The organism is Mesorhizobium huakuii, assembly GCF_014189455.1.
Taxonomy (GTDB): Bacteria; Pseudomonadota; Alphaproteobacteria; order Rhizobiales; family Rhizobiaceae; genus Mesorhizobium; species Mesorhizobium huakuii_A.
Map to the genome: position 1 here is coordinate 2,798,710 of NZ_CP050296.1, position 19,305 is coordinate 2,818,014.

Below are 19,305 nucleotides of genomic sequence, written 5' to 3' on the forward strand. Positions count from 1 at the left end.
GTCGGTTCGGGTTCGGCCGCCTGCCGCAGCAGGAATACGGGGCGGCCCGCACTTTGCGCCCTCGCATGCAGCCGGCGCGTCGCGGTCAGGTCCAGCCGTTGCGGGTTGCCGCGATTTCCAGGATGACGGCGGCGAGCGCCGTCATCCGCGCTGCTTCCTCGGCGATCCACAACGCATCGACGAGTTTTGGCGCCTCGGAAAACAGCAATTGTTCTGGTTCAATGCCGAAGCAGGCCTGCAGCCCCCTGGCATAGGGAAAGCCCGCCTCGCGGAAGATTTCCGTGGTGCCGATCCACAAAACCGGCAGCCCTTGCGCCCGTTTGAGGATCAGGCTGGTGAGCGACAGGGCGAAGCCGGCGACGGCCCCGGCATCGCGGGTTTCCAGGCCATGGATTTCGCTCAGCGCCGCTTTCGGCAGGCCGCCGCTCAGGGCGGCATCGAGCCCTTCGATGCCGATCGGCAGGTAGGCATCCGGCAAGGCCGCGGCAAGACCGCGCCGCACGATCGTGAGATCGGCATTGGGTGTGAGACCGACGCCGCCGTCGGCATCAAGCGGCGCGCCAGCCGGCGCCTGCAGGCGCTCGGGCAGCGTTCCCTCGATCTTCGCGATCTGGCGGCGCAGGGCAAAAACAGTCTCCCGCGCCACGGCTGATATCGCCATGACGGTCAGTGTCCACTCACAATTGTTCCTGTTATGTTCCTATAGATTCCAGAGAGCCCCCCAAGAGTCAAGCAGACTCATGGGGAATTTATTCCTCTCTGCCTGGATGGCGCAGGCGCATCGGCCCGTTCATTTGCCGATTCCGGTGCGAAGCCAAAGCCTAGTCAGAATGAGCCCGAGCGGTTCAAGCAACCTCTCGGGAACTATCTGCGAATGAGGCTGGCGATGAGCTCGCGCGCTCCGTTGACAAAATTCTTCCACCTAGTCCCATGCGGCGGGATGTAACCAAGGGCCGATTGCCTAGCAATTTCTCGCTTAATATCGCGCCATTGCCCCTTGGACTGAAGGTGCTTTACCGCCGGTAGTTGTGAGTGATGGTGCGCCCATCGTTGCAACACTTCGTTTTCAATTTCACTCACCAAATGGGTATCGCTCCGCAGTAGATTGGTGAGGGGCAATTCGGTGTTGAGCTCGTGCTCTCGCCGGACGTGCCAAGCAATCATGTCTGCGGCCTGGAGAGGCAGATAGATCTTTTCATCACGGAACATCGGGTTGCCGCTAATTAGCTTCCTGACCTTCCTCGGAAAATTACGTTTCATGTATCCGAAGAAAAGGTCGATATCATCGCTAACGCCGTCCTGCTCATCAAAAATAAACTCGATGGGTATGTTCCCACCCTTGCTGCTGGCAAATCTAGACAAGATCGAGACGACGTGAAAAACGCTGGTGAAGTGAGGATTGCCAAGGCCGCGCGGTGATACGGGCTTCAATATGTCAAAGAACTCTTTGCGGCTCACCGACACCTCAAAAGACAGAGGCTTAAAGTGCGCAATTACACGCGCCAGCGAGCTTAATTTCTCGTCGCGCTGACCTTCGCTCCAGCTCTTAAACTGGTCACGCCGGTTCTGCGCCTCAGCCATCTTGAAGTAATCAATGGCTGGCGCGGCCTTTAGCTCCTCAGCCCACGCATCCGAGAATAGTGCCCACTTTTCTGCGCTATTGAGGTAGCCGGCTAGAAAAAGCCGCTGGTCGCCGACATCACTAGCCGAATCGTCGGTTACGGCTTGAAGGAGACCCAATAGCGCTTTCCCGCGAACGTCGATGCGTAGTCGCTAGCCAGCGCTCAGAATAGTGCGCTCGCAGCAAACCAACTTAAGGGACGGCTCACGACTCACCGCCTTCCGGCAAGCGTATGCGTCACTTACGTGAGGTACAACATGTCCAATTTATTCCTGCCCGCTCATCTTGAGCGCAGGCGTCATCCCTGTCCATTTGCCGATTCCGGCGCGAAAGCCTATATGCCGGGTCAAAGGACAAAGCATGGCCCGCATCTACAAGACTCGCACCTGGCATGGCGAACTTGCGCCCTCGATGGAGGAGCTGGAGTTCCTGGCGCTGGAGGCCTACGCCCATTTGCCGGAGGATTTTCGCAAGCTGACCGGCGAGATCGTCATCCAGATCGCCGAATTCCCGACCGACGAGATCATGGACGATCTGTCGCTGGAGACGCCGTTCGACCTGCTCGGCCTGTTCGAGGGGCGCGGCATCGCCGAGCGCTGGAACCCGCAGACCGGCGAAGGCCCGAACCGCATCACGCTCTACCGCCGCGCCATGCTCGACTACTGGGCCGAGAACGAGGAGACGCTGGGCGACATCGTCACCCATGTGCTGATCCACGAGATCGGCCACCATTTCGGCCTGTCGGACGAGGATATGGAGCGGATCGAGGAAGCGGCCGAATAGCCCTCGCGTCTTCGTCATCCTAGAGCAGTTCACCGTTTCACGGAAACGGCGAACGGCTCTAACTCTTTGTTTTGACGCAATTCCCAAGGGCAAAGTGCTATGCGCTTTGCCCGGGAAAACCGCTCACACTTTTCCTGGAATTGCTCTAGGGCGAAGCAAGGAGTGAAGCGATGCGCGCAGACCCCGGGATTGTTTGAGCAGGATTGGGCAGTGTGGCGGCCCGGACTGCGGCCCCTCACAACCCGACCGCATCACCCCCCAGGCGGAGCACACGCCATCAAATCATAGACGCCCTTGTCCTCGACCACGGCGAAGCCAAGCTCGACATAGAGCCGCCTTGCCGGGTTGTTCTTCTCGACATGGATCGACGCTGATTTGCCGGCTAACCATGCCTCTTCGATCAGGTCGCGCAGCAGTGCGGAACCGTAGCCCTTGCGGCGATGGCTGGGCAGGAAAGCAATATCGATGATGCGGTGCTGGCTTGGCCAGCGCTCGATATAGAGCCGGCCGATGTCCTGCCCGGCCCGCTCCACCACCAGCCAGTCAGCCTCGGGATAGTGTTTTCTGTAATGCGCATGCTGCGCCTGGAACTGCATGTCGAGGAACGCGGCCTTCTGCGCCTCGCTCCACGCGGTCACGGCGAGTTCTTCCAGGCGCGTCGAGGCGTAGAGCCGCGACAGGAACGGCAGATCCGCCTCGGTCGACGGACGGAAGCCGAGCCCGGCCTTCAGCGACCGGGACCAGGCTGGAAGCCGATGTGCCTGCTTTGCTTCTTCTGCCACGCTGCCAGAATTCAATCGTCAGACCGGCGGCGTCAGGTCGCGCACCACGATGGCCTGGTTGACGTTGCTGCTGGCAAGCGACACCCAGGCATCCTCCCACTCGGTGCTGTCGATGTTCATTTGCGACAGCGTCCACAGTGAGTTGTCGTTGGGCGCACCGCCGCTCATCAGGCTGAACAAAGCGACGCGGCCGTCGGCATTGTAGTCGAGCGTCAGCCTTGTATTCGCGCCGGAGGCGTTGAAATCGCGCCACCCCGACCAGTTCTGCGTGGCAGCGTCATACTGGGCGTTGAAGGAGTGAACGTGCTGCTGGTCGGACGCGACAAGCATGATGTCGCCATTGCCCTCGATGCCGGCAGCCAGCGTATATTTGGCAACCCGGCTGTATTCGGTCATGGCCCAGGGCGACCAGCTGTCGGTGCCGGCTGGCTTCTGGCGCGTGTGCAGCACCTGCCCGCTCTGCGTCAAGGCGAACAGATTGGTGGCACCGAGCGGGCCGACAATCGGCGCCATTTCGGTGAAGCCGCCGGTGCCTGTTGTGTCGATCTGCACCCATTGCGTCCAGTCGGCAACCTTCAGCGCTTCCGCCGTGGACTGCTGGCAGCGGTAGAGGTGAAGGCCGGAATTGATGCCGAACAGCGCGATGCGGCCATCGGCCTGGCGGATCGCCCTGACCGACACCAAGCCGCCGGGAATCTGGAGCCAGTCGCTCCATTCCTTGGCCGGCGGAACGCGTTCGTCGACAGTGACAACGATCGGCGTCTTGGTGCCCGGCGGCGTGATGGTTTTCTGCACCTGCACGATCTGGTCCGGATTCTGGTAAATCCACCAGATATTGCCCTGATTGTCGGTCACGAAAATCTCGATGCGGCCGTCGGCATCGTTCGCCATCGACAGTTTCTGGTAGCTCGTGGCGATGGGCGGTGCGCCGATGTTCTGAGGCGCACTCCACTTGTCGATCGGGCCGATCTGGTTGGCGTCTTCGGTGATGACGGAGAGATTGGTTGTCCCTGACAGCTGTGCGACAACGGCCACCCGCCCGTCCTTGGTCAGGCCGGCCGTCATCTGCACGAAGGTGCCTGGGGCGATGATCGACCAGTCCGCGGGCCACGGTCCGTTCGGCGCGGTCTGCGCTTTCTGGATCAAACGCCCCGCCGCCGTATCGATAGCAACCACCATCAGCCGCGACAGTTCGAAGAATGGCGTGCCGGCCGGCATGCTCCGCAGGCTGGGCGACGTCTGGGATGCAGCGGTCCCGACGGAGGCCGGAGCCGGCGTCTTCGCGGTGGCGGTCGGTGCCGCCGACTTTGACGTTGCTTCCTTGGCCATCGTATCGGTCCTGCCTGTTGGCGCGGAATTCAGGTTCTCGGCGGGAACACGCCCTGCAGCGCGATGCAGAAGCTCAAGGTGATGTACGGCATCATGTTGTTGTGCGGCTGGCCGCCGCCGGCGGGAGCGATGGTCTGACCCGACAACCCCACCTGATTTGCGGCGGGTGTATAGACATTCCCCTGAGCCGTCTTAGCGATCGCAGTGTTGGTGGGGACGTTCGAATTGGCGGCGAAATTGCCCGGCACACTCAAGACCTGATGCGGATGCGAAGGCATTTCGCTCTCCAGCAAAGTGACCGTCTCCGAGCCACCGGTCTCACCGAGATCGTGCAGCGACAGGCCCGGACCCTGGCCGGGATGCATGGGTGCATTGCCCTGCATGTCCGGCAGGGCAAAATTCGATTTGCCGTTACCGCCATAAGTGGTGCCAAGCAGTGAAAACAGCGCGGTGTTCTGTGACAGCGGCAAGAGTTGCCCGTCGCAGAACGCCCAGCCCTTGGGCGCAAAATTGAACGGGAAAATCCGGATTTCGGCGACGAACGGATCGGCCATGACGTCCTCTTAAGTCTGTGACGGGAAAATCCCAAACAGCGATATGATGAAGTCCACGCACAAATAAGGCTGGAAATTGGTGTGCGGCTGATTTCCACCAACACTACTGAGTGACTGCACGGCCATTGGAACCGAAGGGACGGCATTCATGAACATGTTGACCTGAGGCGACCTGCCGATCAGGCTGCTGCCCGGATTCGGGGAATTCGCCACATCGCTTGACGCGATGAAGAGATGGCTGTGCATCGGCATCTGGTTTACGTTCAGAGTGACTTCCTCCACGCCGCCAGTCTCGGACAGAGTGAAGCCATTGCCCTGATGCAGTGGAAGACGGCCGCGCAAATCGGGCAGAGCGAAAGTCGATTGCCCATCGCCGCCGTAGGTGGTGCCGATCAGGTTGAACAAAGTCTCGTTTTCCGAGATCGGTAGAAGCTGTCCGTCGCAGAACATCCAGCCGGCCGGCGCAAAATTGCCGGCAAACATACGGATCTCACCAACATAAGGCTGTGCCACGGTGCGTCTCCGTCAGTTTGGCGAGGGGAAGATGCCCTGCAGGGCGATGCAGAAACACAATGTCAAAAACGGCTGCATGTTGAGATGCGCCTGGCTGCCACCGACATTGGTGACCGTATCGGGTCGCAAGTTGGTGAGATTTTGCGTTGGGCCATAGAGCAGATTTGGCGCGGAATTGGCCAGCAGATTGCCGCCCGGAATCTGGCCCGATCCCGCATTGTTTGACGCATTTGCCTGGTGCGTATGGGTCGGCATCTCGGAGATGGTGAGCGTATGCGCCTGTTCGCCGCCCCGCTCGCCGAGGAAATGGCCGATGCCGCCGGTATGGTTCGGCACGCGACCGCGCATGTCGGGAAGAGCAAAGTTCACGCGCCCATCACCGCCAAAGGTGGTGCCGAGCAGTGAAAACAGCCCCTGGTTCTGGTTGATGGGCAAGAGCTGCCCGTCGCAAAACGCCCAGCCTTTCGGCGGGAAATTGAACGACATTATCCTGATTTCCGAGAGAAAAGGCTCGGCCATCTACGTCCCCCACCATCAATTTTGCTTGGATTTGAAAGTATCCTTCCGCAAGGGAACTGTCCAGCGATTTCGACTTGCTTTGCCGGCAAGAAATTGCGGCATTTGCTTTCCCGAATGTTCTACACGCCGACGCAACTAGACATTGCGGCGATTACTGATTGGGGTTGCTCGGTGTAATCGTATGGCCGCCATTGTGGCCAGCCGGGATCGCGGCGACTGGATTCACGTTGAAGATGTCGACGTATGATCCCGCAGGCGTATTGCCGCGATTGTTCCAAGTCGTCACACCGTCGGTCGTAAATCCTTCCAGGTAAACGAAGGCGCCCGACCCACCGCTATTGGCGATGGCCAAACCAACACTGCCGCTCTGGGCGGTGATCCCCGTGACTGTGTTGTTCTGAATATTGGCGGTCATGATCGTCGCATCAGAGTTGCTGGCACCGCTGCTCAGATAGATGCCATCATTAAACGTGTTGACATCGGTGAGGTTCCTGCCAGCGAATGTAAGCGTGTTTCCAACGATCGTGATATCCATCGTCCCGTGGTCGCTAGCCCCGCCCTGGCCGACGACATCGGCCTCAATAGACGGGCTTCCACCATTGTTTATGATGGTGTTGTTCATAATCTCTATCGCGGCTGTGGCGGCGGTGCTGGTGGTGTGGATGAAGATAGGACCGCCGACGGAGTTTGCCGCCGTGTTGTTGTTCTGGATATCGCCATTGCCGTCGATGCGGCCCTGGATGTTCGCGCTGTCCTGGCCGTAGATGTTGATGACCGGCCCGCCGCTGCCATAAATCTTCTTGTTGCGATTGATGTTGAACGTCAGATGCGCGGTGTCCTGCGCATTGAGCCCAATGGCGCGGCTGAGCTGATTGGTACCGGTGGGATCGAAGGTGTTGCCGTTGCCGACAGTGCCGCCGTCGGTGATGTTGACATTCAACGTCGACGTCTGCTTGGCGAAGCCTTCAAAGCCTGAAGTCTTCATGTTGAGGAAGCTGCTGTTCGAGACATTGACGGTCGCGGTCGCGGTGCCGGTCGTGGTGATGGCGATGCCGCCGGAGCCGTTGGCGGAATCCCTGGTGTTCTGGAACGTGCTGCCGGTGACATTCAGCGTCAGCGTGCCGGTGGTGTTGCGGATTTCGAACAGGTTCTCGCCGCCCGTCGAATCGCCGGGGACGAAACCGAATGTCGAATTGGTGACCGCCGAGGTGCCGGACAGGTTCCAGAGCTTGACGTTGCCCTCGCCCACCTCATCGCCGAAGCCGGTGACCGTGCTGTTGGCAATCGTCAGGTTCGAGACGTTCTGGCCGTTGATGCCTACCTGCGCGCCGCCGGTGCCGCCATTGCCGACGACAGCGAGGTTCGTGAACGTCGCGGTCGACACGCCGCTCATGTTGATGGCGGCCATGGCCGCGCTGTTGAATGTCGCCGTGTCGATGTTGTTGACCGTGCCATCGCCGCTGTTGGCATTGGTGAAGTTCATGTTCGAGAGCGAAAGGTTGCTCGTCGACGTGAACAGTGCGCCCTGCACCGTGTTCTGGATGGTCCCGCCGGAGCCGGCCGTCGTGCCGGTGCCCGTCACCGTCAGGCCGCCAGCCGCGCCCGTAGTGTTGAGCACGATGCCGTTGGTGCCGCCGTTGGCCGAAATACTCTGGAACACCAGATTGCCCGAACCGATGTTCGTGTTGACGACATTAAGCGCCGTGCCGGTCGTCGACGTGATCGTGTTACCGGTGCCTTGCACCGTCACCGTGCCGCCGCCGGTAGCGTTGAAGCCGGTGCCGCTGGTGGTGTTGATGACCAGACCGCCGCCGGTGAAGTTGACGGTCGCGCCGGTGTTGCTGGCCAAATTGACGGCAGTGTTGGCTCCGGTGCTGAGCGTCTTGGTGCCCGAGAAATTGATCACCGCCGTGCCGGAATTGCCGCTGACGTCGATGCCGTTGGCGGCGGCGCCAGTGGCGCTCAGGCTGCCGCTGAAAGCAACGGTTCCGGCAGTACGGCCACTGACCTGAACGACATTGCCGGCCGTGGTCTTGGTCACCGACGCGGCGATGGTGACGGCGCCCGTGCCGCCATTGATGTCGACGCCGACGCCGGTCGGGTCGTTCGTCGCTCCGATCGAGCCGCCATTCACGTTGACCGCATTGGTGTTGTTGTCGATCCTGATTCCGGCCAGCGTCGTGTTGTCGATCGTCACCGTGGTGAAGGTCACCGCGCCGTTGGCGCCGCTGAGCAGGATGCCATTGCCGGCGGTCGCCGCGATCGTGGCGGAGGTAAAGTTGAATGTGGCGCTCGAGCCGTTGATCTCGATACCGTCGCCGCCGGCGGACGTGCCGGCCACACTAACAGCGCCGCCATTGAACGTGCCGCCGGTCACGCCGGTCAGATTGATCGCGTCGCCGGCGACCGAAGCGGTCGATTGCAGCGAGCTGAAATTGACGCCGCTGGCGCCGACGGCGACGCCGTTCCAGGTCAGGATCTGGCCCGACGATGTCTGGATGGTGTTGCCTGCGCCGGTGACATTGATGGTGCCGCCACCGGTGGCGTTGAAGCCGATTGCACTGGTGGTGGTGATCGCCAGGCCGCCGCCGGTGAAGTTGACCGTTGCGCCGGTGTTGTTGGTCAGGTTGACGGCGGTGGTGGTTCCGGTGTTCAGCGCGCTGCCGGCGCCGGAGAAGGTGATCGTGCCGCCGGTGTTGTTGCTGACGTCGATGCCATTGGCGGTGCCCACACTCTGGTCCGCGCTCAGGGTTCCGCTGAGCGTGACGGTTCCAGCGGTACGTCCGCTGATCTGGACGACGTTGTTGGCAACGGTTCCCTTCGACACAGACGCCGCGATGGTGACGTCGCCGGAGCCGCCATTGATGTCGATGCCGATACCCTGGACAGCGCCGAAGCCCCCGATCGCACTCGTATTGTCGCTGATCGTGACCGCGCCGGTGTTGTTGTCGATCCTGATGCCGCCGCCGGTTGCCGTGCCCGTCTGATTTGCGATCGTCACCTTGGCGAAGTTCACCGTTGCGCTGGTGCCGCTGAGGAACAGGCCGAAGGAATTGGTGCCGCCCGGCACGCTGAGCGTGCCGCCATTGAAGATACCGCCGCCGACATTGGTCAAATTGACCGCATCGCTTGTGCCTGCGACCTTGGTCTGCGCCGTCAGCGTGCTGAAGGTGGCGCCGCTGCCGCCGACGGTCATGCCGTTCCAGGCCAGGATCTGGCCGCCCAAGCTCGTCAGGATCGTGTTGGTGCCGGTGACGTTGATCGTGCCGCCACCCGTGGCGCCGAAGCCAAGGCCGGAACTGGTGGTGATCCCCATGCCGCCGACGAAATTGACGGTGGCGCCAACATTGGTGTCCAGATTGACCGCCGTGTTGGTGCCCGTGCCGAGCGTCATGGCGCCGTTGAAATTGAAGATGCCGCCGGTGTTGCCGTGGACGTAGATGCCGTTGTCGCTGGCGGTGTTGGCGCTGAGCGCGCCGGACAGGGTGACCGTGCCGCCGGTGACGCCGGAGATGTCGACGATCTTGCCTGCGGTGGTCTTGGTGAGCGAGGCGGCGACGTTCAAGGTCGCGGCGCCGCCGACTACCTGGACAGCGGAGCCGGTCGGGTCGTTGGTAGCGCCGATCGAGCCGCCATTGATGTTGACCGTGCCGGACGTGTTCTCGACGCGCACGCCCGCGCCGACCGTATTGTCTATCGTCACTGTACCGATGGTGACCGGGCCGGTGACGGTGTTGATGACATAGATGCCGTTGGCGCTTGCCGAACTGACGACCACGCTGTCGAAATTGATCGCTGACGACGTGCTGTTCTGAACGATCAGGCCGTTGTTGCTTGCGCCGGCGACGGAAAGGGCGCCGCCATTGAAGGCGCCGCCAGAGACACCGGCGAGCTGCACGCCGGCGCCGCCGCTGACGGTTCCCGTCGCCTTCAGCGTGTTGAATGTCATGCCGCCGGCGCCGATCACGGCGGTCTGAAGCGATATGATCCGGCCCGTTGCCGTGGTGATCGTGTTGCCGGTTCCGCTTACGGTGATCGAGCCGGCGGCGATGCCGAGGAAGCCGTCGCCGCTGGTGGTGTCGATGGTCAGGCCGCCGGTGAAGCTGGTGCTGCCGCCTTCCTGGAAGACGCCGCCGCCGCTCGTCGTATCGATGTTGGCGAGGCCGGTGACATTGAGCGTGCCCGTCGCGACATGGATGCCGCCGCCGGTCGTGGCGGCATTGTTCACCGTCACCGTGTTGAAATTGAAGGTGCCGGTGTTGGTGTTGATGGCATCGATGCCGTAGCCCGTCGTGTTGGTAATGCTTGTCGCGCCGGTGACGGTGAAGGTGCCGGCGACGCCGTCGAAGATGATGCCGTTGGCGATGTTGGCGGCGGGATTATTGACAGAGGAAACGCTGGTGAACGTCATGTTGACGGTCAGCGGATCGAGATCGAACGCAGCGCCGTTGTTGGTGGTGACCACGCCGCCGCTGCTGTTCAGCGTGAAGATCGTGCCGGCGCCCTTGGTGTTGACCAGGACGCCGGTGCCGCCATTGTTGGCGAGGCTGAGCGTGCCCAGGTCAAGGGTGCCGCTGGTGTTGGTGAAGCTCAGGCCATCGCCCTGCACCCGCGCGCCGGGATTGCCGACGCCGAGCGTGCCGGCGCTGACCGTGCCGCCGGCGCCGTCGGAATCGAACCGGACATTGTTGAAGGTGATGCCGCCGCCGGTGCCGCCGGTCACTTTGTTGCCGGCAAACGACCTGATCGCGATCGAGTTGTCCGTCGCATTGATGTTCTGGCCGGAGAAGGTTGCCGCCAGGGCGGATCCGGTCGATTTCAGCGTGTTGCCGTCGATGGAAAGCAGAAGCGTATTGGCCGGCGCGCCGGTCGTGGAGAAGTCGAGCGCGCTGCCACCGGCCGCGATGTCGTTGTTGCGGAGTATGAAGTTCGAGGCGCTTGTCGCATTGACGGCCACGCCGGTGCCGGTGCCGAGATTGCGGACGATCAGGTTCCCGATGCCGCCGGTGAAGGTGCCGGTGCCGCTGGTGGCAAAATTGATCACCGAGGTGGCGTTGTTGCTCTGCAGCACCGGCCGCAGCGTGTCGATACCCGCCGGTGCCGAGACGATCGGCGTGTTTTGAATCGTGGTGAAGTGGAAAGCCGCGGATGCGCCGCCGCTGGCGTCGACACCGAGCTGCGAGACATCGACGGCCGCGTCGCCGCTCTTGAAGGCAAGCAGCACTTGCCCGTCATCGAGGTTGAACGTGCCGCCGCCGCTCAAGTTGAGAGTTTCCTGGCCGCCGTCGACGTTCTTGTCGATCAGAACGACGACGTTGGCCGTCGAGGCCTGGGCCTGCGCGAGGCTCCCCGGGTTGGCGAGGCTGCCGTCGCCGGTTCCCGAACCGTTGCCGTCCAGATCGACGTAGTAGACTTGGATCGATGCCAGGTTCGCGGTGTCGCCGGTGAAATTGACGTCGTTGAAATTGTAGTCGCCCGATGTCGGCAAACTATCGGTGGCGTGGATGACCTGGCCGCCGGTGGTGGCGATCGACGATTCGGCCGGGCCCTGGCCGTCGCCGAACACCAGCTGGGCGTTGGTGGCACTGGAGAACTGCACGCCATAGCCGACATTGGCGATGGTCGAGGTCTGGCCGGCCGGGTTGTTGTTGACGGTGTCGCCGAGCTGGATCGTGCCTGCGCCCGTCGTGCCGGCCATGTCGATGCCGATCGTGCCGGCGAAGCCGCCGCCGTCGACGTCGAAATCGCCCGCGGTGATGCCGGTGCTGATGACCGCGCCGTTGAGATCGAGGCCGATCGCGTTGGCGGCGCCCAGGCCGATGTTGAGGCCGCCGAGGATGCTCACCGGCGAGCCGAGCGTGCCTGCCACATCGAAGCCACGCGAGGTGATGCCCTGCAGGTTGACCGCGCCGAGAATGATGCCGCCGCCGCTGACATTGTTGAGCGAGACGCCGGTTGCCGCACCATTGACCGAGATGGAATCGAAGGCGACGCCGCCGGCGCCGACCGTCGCGTTGGCGAGGTCGAGCGCGGTGCCGGTCGTCGTCGTGATGGTGTTGCCTGAGCCGGTGACGCTGACCGTGCCGGCGCCGAAGGTGCTGGCGGTGAAGCCGGCGCCGCTCGAGGTGGTGATGACGAGGCCGCCATTGGTGAAGTTGAGCGTACCCGTGCCCTGGCCCGCGCCGATGCTGGGGTCCTTGACGATGGCGCCGTTGGTGCCGCCGGCGGTGTTGAAGATCTTCGACGTGCCGGAGAAGGTGACCGTCCCCTCGGACGATCCGTCGAACAGCACGCCGACGGCCGTGCCGGTATGATTGATCGTGCTCGAAATATTGTACACGCCGTCGGCATCGCCGAAGAAGGCGAAAGCTCCGGTCCCCGGCAGGACCACTGCTGTGGTCGAAACGACCGACCCGCTCATGTTCAGATGGGTCCAGTCGCCGCCGCTGGCTTGCAGCACCGAGCCCGTATCGACCTTGATCGAACCGTTGTAGTTCAGCGTCGCATTGATGGCGTTGTTGCCACCGGAAAGGGTTATGGCCGAACCGGTGGTGCTTGTCGTCGCGCCAATGCTGGCGGTGCCGCCATTGCCGCCAACGTTGACGGTGCCGGCTAGGGTCGCCAATTGGATACCGACCTGGGCGCCATCGATGGTCAGAGTGGATCCGGCGACATTGGCGATGTTTATGGTGCCAACCTGGGTCCCACCGATATCGAACCCTTTGGAGCTGACGTCGAGATCGGTCGTGCCGGTGAAATTGACCACGCCGGCGCCGCTCAGTTCGGCCAGCTCGGCGCCCACGTGCCCTGTATCTTTCAGGCCGCCAATGTTGACGTCGCCCGCCAGGACGGCGGTCTGGAGCAATACGCCCGCGCCGGTCGACGTCGAGACGGCCGATACGCTGTCGAAGGTGATACCGGCAGCGCCGACATTGGTGGTGGACACCAGCAGACCATCGCCGCCGGAATTGATCTTGTTGCCAGTACCGGTGACGGTAACAGTGGAGGGGGCGCCGGCGCTGCCGATCGCCGCGAAACCCGCCCCGGTGGTCGTCGTGATGTCGAGGCCGCCGCCGGTGAAATCGATCGTCGAGTTGGTGTTGGGGCTCGCGGTTCCGCTCGGGAAACCGCCGGGGTAGCCGATGTTGACGCCGTCCGTCGTGCCTGAGCTGATCTGCTTCGTCGTGCCCGAGAAGGTGATGGTGGCCAAATGGTTGCCGGCAATGAGGATGTTGCCGCCGGCCACGGCGTTGCTGTCGGTGAGGTTGCCCGACAGCGTCACCGAGCCGCCGGTCATGCTCTGGATCGAGACGGCTGCGCCGGCGCCGTTGGTGGCGATCGTGCCGCCATAGGAAATGGTCGCGTCGCCGCCGCTGGCTGCCGTCGCCGAGCCGACATTGAACGACGTGCCCGAACCGGTGTTGGTCAGCGTGCCGGTGCCGAAGCTCGCCGAGCCGCTGACATTTTGCAGGTCGATGCCGTTGCCCGCGGCGAATGTCGCGCTGGTCGAGGCGAAGTTTATAGCGGCCGCGATACTGTCGAGCGCCACTGCCTGAGCATTCGTGGCGTTGATCGTTCCCGTCGTGACATTGACTGTGCCGCCGCCGGTGGCGCTGAATGCCGTCGCGCCGTTGGTGGTGATGTCGACATCGGCGAAGGTGACGGTGGCGCCGGTGTTGTTGGTGAGCGAAACACCATTGCCGCCGACCGTCACCTTGTCGGTGAAATTGACGAGGCCGCCGGTGCGGTTGGCGATCGAGATGCCGCCGCCAGTCAGCGTGCCCGCCGGCCCACTGTTGGGCAGGTTGCCGCGCGTGACCGTGATGTTGCCGGTGCCACCATTGGCGTCGAGCAGCGTGCCGGCGACGTTGATGTTGTTGTTGGTGATCGACACATTGGTGGTGAGGTTGTCGACCTTGAACGCTGTCTGGCCCGCCGCGACGTTGCTGACCGTCACGCCATCGATGATGATGCCGCCGGCATTGTTGAAGCCGCCGGCGCTCTGATCGACGGTGAAGACCGAGCCGCTGGCGCCGCTGAAGTTGAAAGCGGTGTTGCGCACCTGGTTGCTGCCGAGTAGATGCAGGAAGTCGCCCGTGCCGGTGACCACGCCCTCATTGCCGGTGACGTTGCCGCCGGTGGCGCCGAGATTGCCCTGGACATTGACCGGCTGGATGGTGCCGGAGGTGAGGATGGAGGTGTTGTTGCCGAAGCCGGTGATCGACTGGCCCGAATCCAGCGTGAACGGCGTGCCGCTGAGATCGACGGTGCCGACAAAGGCAAAGGTCTGCGTGCCGGCCATGGCATCGGCGGCGGCCACCGAGATCGTGGTCACCGCGGCGCTGAGCCCGTCCGTGCCGGCGGCGATGACGCCACCGTTCTGTGAGACCATGATGACGCCGCCGACCGCACTGGCCAGATGGGCGCTGCCGGTGAAGAACACGTCGTCGAAATCATAATTGCCGAGCGTCGGATCGAGCCCGATCGTGTTGACGGTGTAGCCGCCGGCTGCCGCACTGATGGAGGACTGCAGGCCATTGCCCGCATTGCCGTCGCCGAAGGTGAAATTGGCATTGGCCGAAGTCGCCGTGGTGCCGCCCGACGACAGTTCGACGCCGACACCGACATTGGAAATGCTGGAGCCGCGCAGGAAGGTGATGGTCTTGGTGCCTGTCGTCGACGACAGGTCGATGCCGCGCGAGGTGAGGTCGCCGGTGCCGGTGATGGTGGTCAGGCCGAAATCGGCCGTCGTGGACGAACCGCTGAAGTCGATGCCGGTCTGGTTGGCGCCGGCGCCCATCGTCACGGTGGTCGTGCCGAAGGTGACGTCGTTGTTGGTGCCGCTGAAATTGATGCCGGCGGTGTTGGCGGCCGAGCCCAGAGTGACCGAGGTCGTGCCGAACGTTACCGCCCCGGCATTGCTGCCGCCGCCACCGATATCGATACCGTTGCCACCGGCTCCCGACACGGTGACCGAGCCGAAGGTGGCGCTGGCGCCGCTGGCGACGTTTGAGACAGACACACCGTTGCCGGTCGGGTTGGTGACCGTCAGAGGCGCGGTGGCGTTGAAGGTCGCAGTGCCGCCAAGGCCGGCGATGACAGCGCCGCCGCCGCCGGTCGCCGACAGCGTCGAGCCGGTGAAGCTGATCGCGCCGCCGGTCGGTGCCGTGATCGAGCCGATCGCGAAGAGATTGCCGGTGCCGGTCGAATTGATCGCGCCGCTGAAGGCCACCGAGCCGCCGCTGATGCCGTCGACCTTGACCGCCGTGCCCAGCGTGCTGGTCGAACTGGAGATATCGGCCGAGACCGTGATCGCAGCGGTGCCGCCGGAGACGACGACGCCGTCGTTGCCGACGAAGCCCCTATTGGTGATGGTGCCGCCAATGGCGATGGTGCCGGTGTTGTTGGTCAGGCTGACATCGGCGCCCGCAACCTCCGTCGTCACCAGGTTGGCGACATTTACGGTGGCGGCACTACCCTGCACCACGAAGCCGTCACCCAAGAGGCCGACGGCCGCGATGGTCGTCGTACCATTGAAGCTGTAGATGCCGCTGGCGACATTGGTGAGACGGATGGCATCGCCCATGACGCGACTGATGTTGACGCCGCCGAAGGTGACATTGCCGCCGCTGGTGTTCTCGATGACGATGCCGGTCGCCACGTTGCCGCCGTTGCCATCGACGGTGACGCTGGCGAACGTCACACCGGCAGCGCCGATCGTCAGACCGCCGGCGCCGCCGAGCTGGATGCCCTTTTCCGCCAAGCCGGCGCCGGTGTTGACCGTGTTGCCCGACCCGGTCACCGTCAGCGTGCCGCCATTGATGGCGCTGAAGGCGAAGCCGCCGTCCGTGGTCAGATCGAGACCACCGGTGAAATTGATCGCGCCGCCCGCATTGTTAGTGAGGTCGATTGCATTGGCCGCACCGGTGCTGGCGGTGATCTTGCCGGCGAAGGTGGCGGTGCCGCCGGTCATGCTGGAGATATTCACCGCATTTGCAGCAGTGGCCTGGTTGATGGTGCCGTTATAGGTGACGTTGGGCGCCGAACCGTTGATGTCGAAGGCGAAATCGCCTGTGTTGGTGATGGAACTCGCGGCCCCGAAAGTCAGGGTTCCACTCGAGTCGTTGACGATACCGACGCCTATGCCGCCGCCGGTAATATCGAGGTCGTCGAAAGTGGCGGTGCCGTCGAAATTGTTGGCGAACAGCCCGGCATTGGTGGCATTGCCGATCGTCGTGTTGCCGGTGAAATTGACGATCGCGCTCGAGGCGACAAGCTCGATGCCGTTTTGGCTCGCATTCTGGACATTGAGATTGTCGACCGAAACCGTGCCGGTCACGCTGCCGAGGAAAAGACCCACATCGACATTGCTGACGGTCACGCCCTGGATCGTCAGGCCGTTGATCGAGGTCGCGCTGATCCCCGCGTCGCTGCCGCCCGAAATGTTGAAGTCGAGCAGCGAATTGCCGTTGGCCGCCGTGACGACAGCGCCGGAGCCGGAATTGGTCAGCGTCGCCGCGCCGGCAGGGTCCGAGATGGCCACGTCATGCTGGACATTGGCGCCGGTAACATTGATCGGCACGCCGCCGAGCGAGAAAGAGCGGCCATTGCCGAACGACGCCAGCGTCTGGCCGTCGCTGAGCGAGAAGCCGTTGGAAGCATCGATGGACGTGCCGTCATTGACCAGCACGAAGATGGCGTCGCTGTCGGTGATGGCGTCGGCGGTCGCGGCCGTGGCCAGATTCGTCAGCGAAGAGCCGTCGCCGCTGCCTGTGGCCGACGAGCCGATGAAGATCACATTCTGCACGTCGAACAGCTGCGGACCGCTGAAGGTGGTCGAGCCGAACGCATAGAGGCCGAGCGTCTGGTTGAGGCCGCGGGCGTCGAGCGAAGCGGTGATGCCGGCAATCGAACCGCCGCCGAAGCTGAACTGGGCATTGGCCGAATTGGCGAGCGACCCGGAAATGCCGAGGCGCACGCCGGTGTCGACGCCCGAAATGGAGCCGCCATTGGTGATGATGATCGAAGCGCCGCCGATAGTGTTGGCGAGGTCGATGCCGATGGTGCCGGCGGCACCCGGGCCACTGATGTTGAGCGACTGCGCGGTGAAATTCGTCTGGCTGCCGGAGAAATCGAGCCCTGTGCCGACGCCCAGCCCGGAAATGACGATGTTGCCGGCCACCACCGCCGCGTTGACGCCGCTGAACGACATGCCGTCGGCGCCGGGATTGGTGATGTTGATGTCGCCGAAGCGGATCGTCGCCGGCGAATCGCTAATGGCAATCGCCGGTCCCGTCGTGTTTGAAATCGTCGTCGCGCCGTTGACGGTGAAGCTGCCCGAGACATGGTCGAGCACCACGCCCGACGTGCCGCCGGTCTGGGTGATCGAATCCAGCACAACATGCGCGGTGATCGGGTCGATGAAGACGGCCGTGCCGCCATTGCCCGACACCGTGCCGCCGGTGGTGGTGAACGTGCCGCCGGTCGACGTGCCCTGCACGGTGATGCCGCGATCGGTGTTATCAAGCGCATTGACGATGGCGAAGGTGTAGGTGCCCTGGCCTGTGATATCGAGGCCGTCGTCGAGATTGCTCTGCAGCAGCGTCGTGCCGGTGAAATTGTAGGTGCCGTTGTCTTCTATATGCAGGCCGTCGAGGCCGTTGCCGGTCGCGGTGAAATTGGACGCGCTGACATTGGTCGAATTGCCCTTGAATTCGGCGCCGTTCCCGCCAGCACCCGTCACTGTGACATTGGTCAGCGTCGTGCCGGTGACGTTGTTGCCGAAGATACCGTCGGCGCCGCCGGTGATGGTGATGCCGTTGAGTGTGTTGCCGTTGCCGAGCGTGATGACGTTGTTGGCGACGTTGGTGCCCTGGATCGTGCCGTCGCTGCCGCCGAGGTTGAAGGTGGCTGTGCCGCCGCCGAACAGTTTGGCGGTGACGCTTTCGCCGCCGCCGATCAGCGTCTGGCCGGCGGCGAGCGTCTGGCCGGGCGTCTGGATGTTGCCATTGCCGCCGAGCGCAACGATGAAGCCGCCGCTGCCGGCCTTGGTGACCGCGTCGTCCAGCGTCGTCGGGTCGGCCTGCGTGCCGGCGCCCGCCAGGCCGCCATCGGCGAAATAGAACTTGCCGAAGGCCGCATTGGTGGCGGCGTTGATGGCGGCGCGCGTCGTCGAGCCGCCGGTCTTGTCCTGCGACTGGATCCGGACGCCGATATCGCCGCGCACGCGTTCGTTGACGCGCTTGCGCAGGCCTTCGCTGACCGGATAGACCGGGTCCGTCCCGCCAATAGCGCCGGTTGTGTCCGCGCCATGGCCGGGGTTGAATGGGATGTTCAGCCGCACGCTGCCGGCGAACTGGGTGTGGTCGCGATTGTCGTCGCGGACCTCGCCGGCCAGCACCAGTTCGGTGCCGCTGCCGAAGACATCGCCGATCGTGTATTCGAACCCGGCCTTGGCGCCGGTGACGCTGCCGCCGTCGCCGTGCGGGTCCTCGAAATGATAGCCGCCAATGTCGAGCCGCAGCGAATGCTTGTCGGGCAGGTTGATCGGCACCTGGGCGCCGATCTCGCCTTCGATGCCCCAGGCCGCGTAGTCGCGGTGGTCGAGCACCGATATCTGTTCGATCAGCTGGTTGCTGACCATCGACAGCGTCGAGCTGGTCGAATGGTCCGTCGAGTCGCCCTTTATCGGCACGAAGACGTTCACATGCGCGTCGAAGTTCGGCGTGATCGCCTCGACGCCCAGCGTGCCGGCAGTGAACTGGGTGCTGTTGTAGTTCTCGACGTTGAGATAGGCGTAGCCGCCGAGCATCAGGTCGGGATTGACGATGCGTCGAATGCCGAGGCCGATGTCCTGGCCGGAAGCATCCTTGAAATCGTGCTTGGCCCGGACATCCAGGAACAGCACCGATTCGGCCGTCTGCTTGATCGGGATGAAGCCTTCGAGCGCGGCGTTGCCGCCATTGTTGTCGGCGCCGACGATGGCGCGGATCTGCGGCTGCCAGAGCCCATCGGGGTCGCCATGGGCAACCACGCCTGAAAGGCCAAGCGCCAGCGTCGTCAACGCCGTCGTCTTCCACAGATGGCTTACAATGCGCGAACGACGATGGACGGCACGCACGTGGAAACCCTCCCCACGCGCCACCATCCCACCAACTTGCCGAGACTTCTCGGTAGTTCCCATCCCTGGCGAGTCCTTCTGGGA

Annotated in this window: 9 protein-coding genes; 1 reads left to right on the forward strand and 8 read right to left on the reverse strand. The window is 63.2% G+C overall.

Annotation, left to right across the window (positions count from 1 at the left end; translation table 11 throughout):
- Positions 1–85: 85 nt before the first annotated feature.
- Both HB778_RS13950 and HB778_RS13955 read right to left on the reverse strand, forming a co-directional pair.
- Positions 86–661, reverse strand: a complete 576-nt coding sequence (locus HB778_RS13950; protein WP_183464402.1) for a hypothetical protein — start codon at positions 659–661, stop codon at positions 86–88.
- 203 nt (positions 662–864) lie between these two features.
- The gene (locus HB778_RS13955; RefSeq protein ID WP_183464403.1) at positions 865–1,740 is read right to left on the reverse strand and encodes a DUF3800 domain-containing protein; all 876 of its coding nucleotides are present in this window, start codon (positions 1,738–1,740) and stop codon (positions 865–867) included.
- A 241-nt stretch (positions 1,741–1,981) separates the two neighbouring features.
- Between HB778_RS13955 and HB778_RS13960 the strand changes: the two genes are divergently transcribed.
- Positions 1,982–2,404: a metallopeptidase family protein gene (locus HB778_RS13960; RefSeq protein WP_095202623.1), complete on the forward strand. Its 423-nt coding sequence runs from the start codon at positions 1,982–1,984 to the stop codon at positions 2,402–2,404.
- 251 nt (positions 2,405–2,655) lie between these two features.
- Here the strand turns inward: HB778_RS13960 and HB778_RS13965 are convergent, their stop codons facing one another.
- The 6 genes from HB778_RS13965 to HB778_RS13990 all read right to left on the reverse strand — a co-directional run bounded on the left by HB778_RS13965 (position 2,656) and on the right by HB778_RS13990 (position 19,221).
- Positions 2,656–3,186: a GNAT family N-acetyltransferase gene (locus HB778_RS13965; RefSeq protein WP_244661908.1), complete on the reverse strand. Its 531-nt coding sequence runs from the start codon at positions 3,184–3,186 to the stop codon at positions 2,656–2,658.
- 18 nt (positions 3,187–3,204) lie between these two features.
- Entirely contained in the window at positions 3,205–4,515 is a 1,311-nt protein-coding gene (locus HB778_RS13970; RefSeq protein WP_183464405.1) for a VCBS repeat-containing protein, read from the reverse strand.
- A 29-nt stretch (positions 4,516–4,544) separates the two neighbouring features.
- The gene (locus tag HB778_RS13975) at positions 4,545–5,069 is read right to left on the reverse strand and encodes a phage tail protein (protein WP_095202620.1); all 525 of its coding nucleotides are present in this window, start codon (positions 5,067–5,069) and stop codon (positions 4,545–4,547) included.
- Between the two features lie 9 nt (positions 5,070–5,078).
- Positions 5,079–5,582 carry a phage tail protein gene (locus HB778_RS13980; protein ID WP_095202619.1) on the reverse strand — a complete coding sequence of 168 codons (504 nt, stop codon included), beginning with the start codon at positions 5,580–5,582 and terminating at the stop codon, positions 5,079–5,081.
- Positions 5,583–5,594: 12 nt separating this feature from the next.
- The gene (locus tag HB778_RS13985) at positions 5,595–6,101 is read right to left on the reverse strand and encodes a phage tail protein (RefSeq protein WP_183464406.1); all 507 of its coding nucleotides are present in this window, start codon (positions 6,099–6,101) and stop codon (positions 5,595–5,597) included.
- A 151-nt stretch (positions 6,102–6,252) separates the two neighbouring features.
- Positions 6,253–19,221: a hypothetical protein gene (locus HB778_RS13990; RefSeq protein ID WP_183464407.1), complete on the reverse strand. Its 12,969-nt coding sequence runs from the start codon at positions 19,219–19,221 to the stop codon at positions 6,253–6,255.
- Between the last annotated feature and the right edge of the window lie 84 nt (positions 19,222–19,305).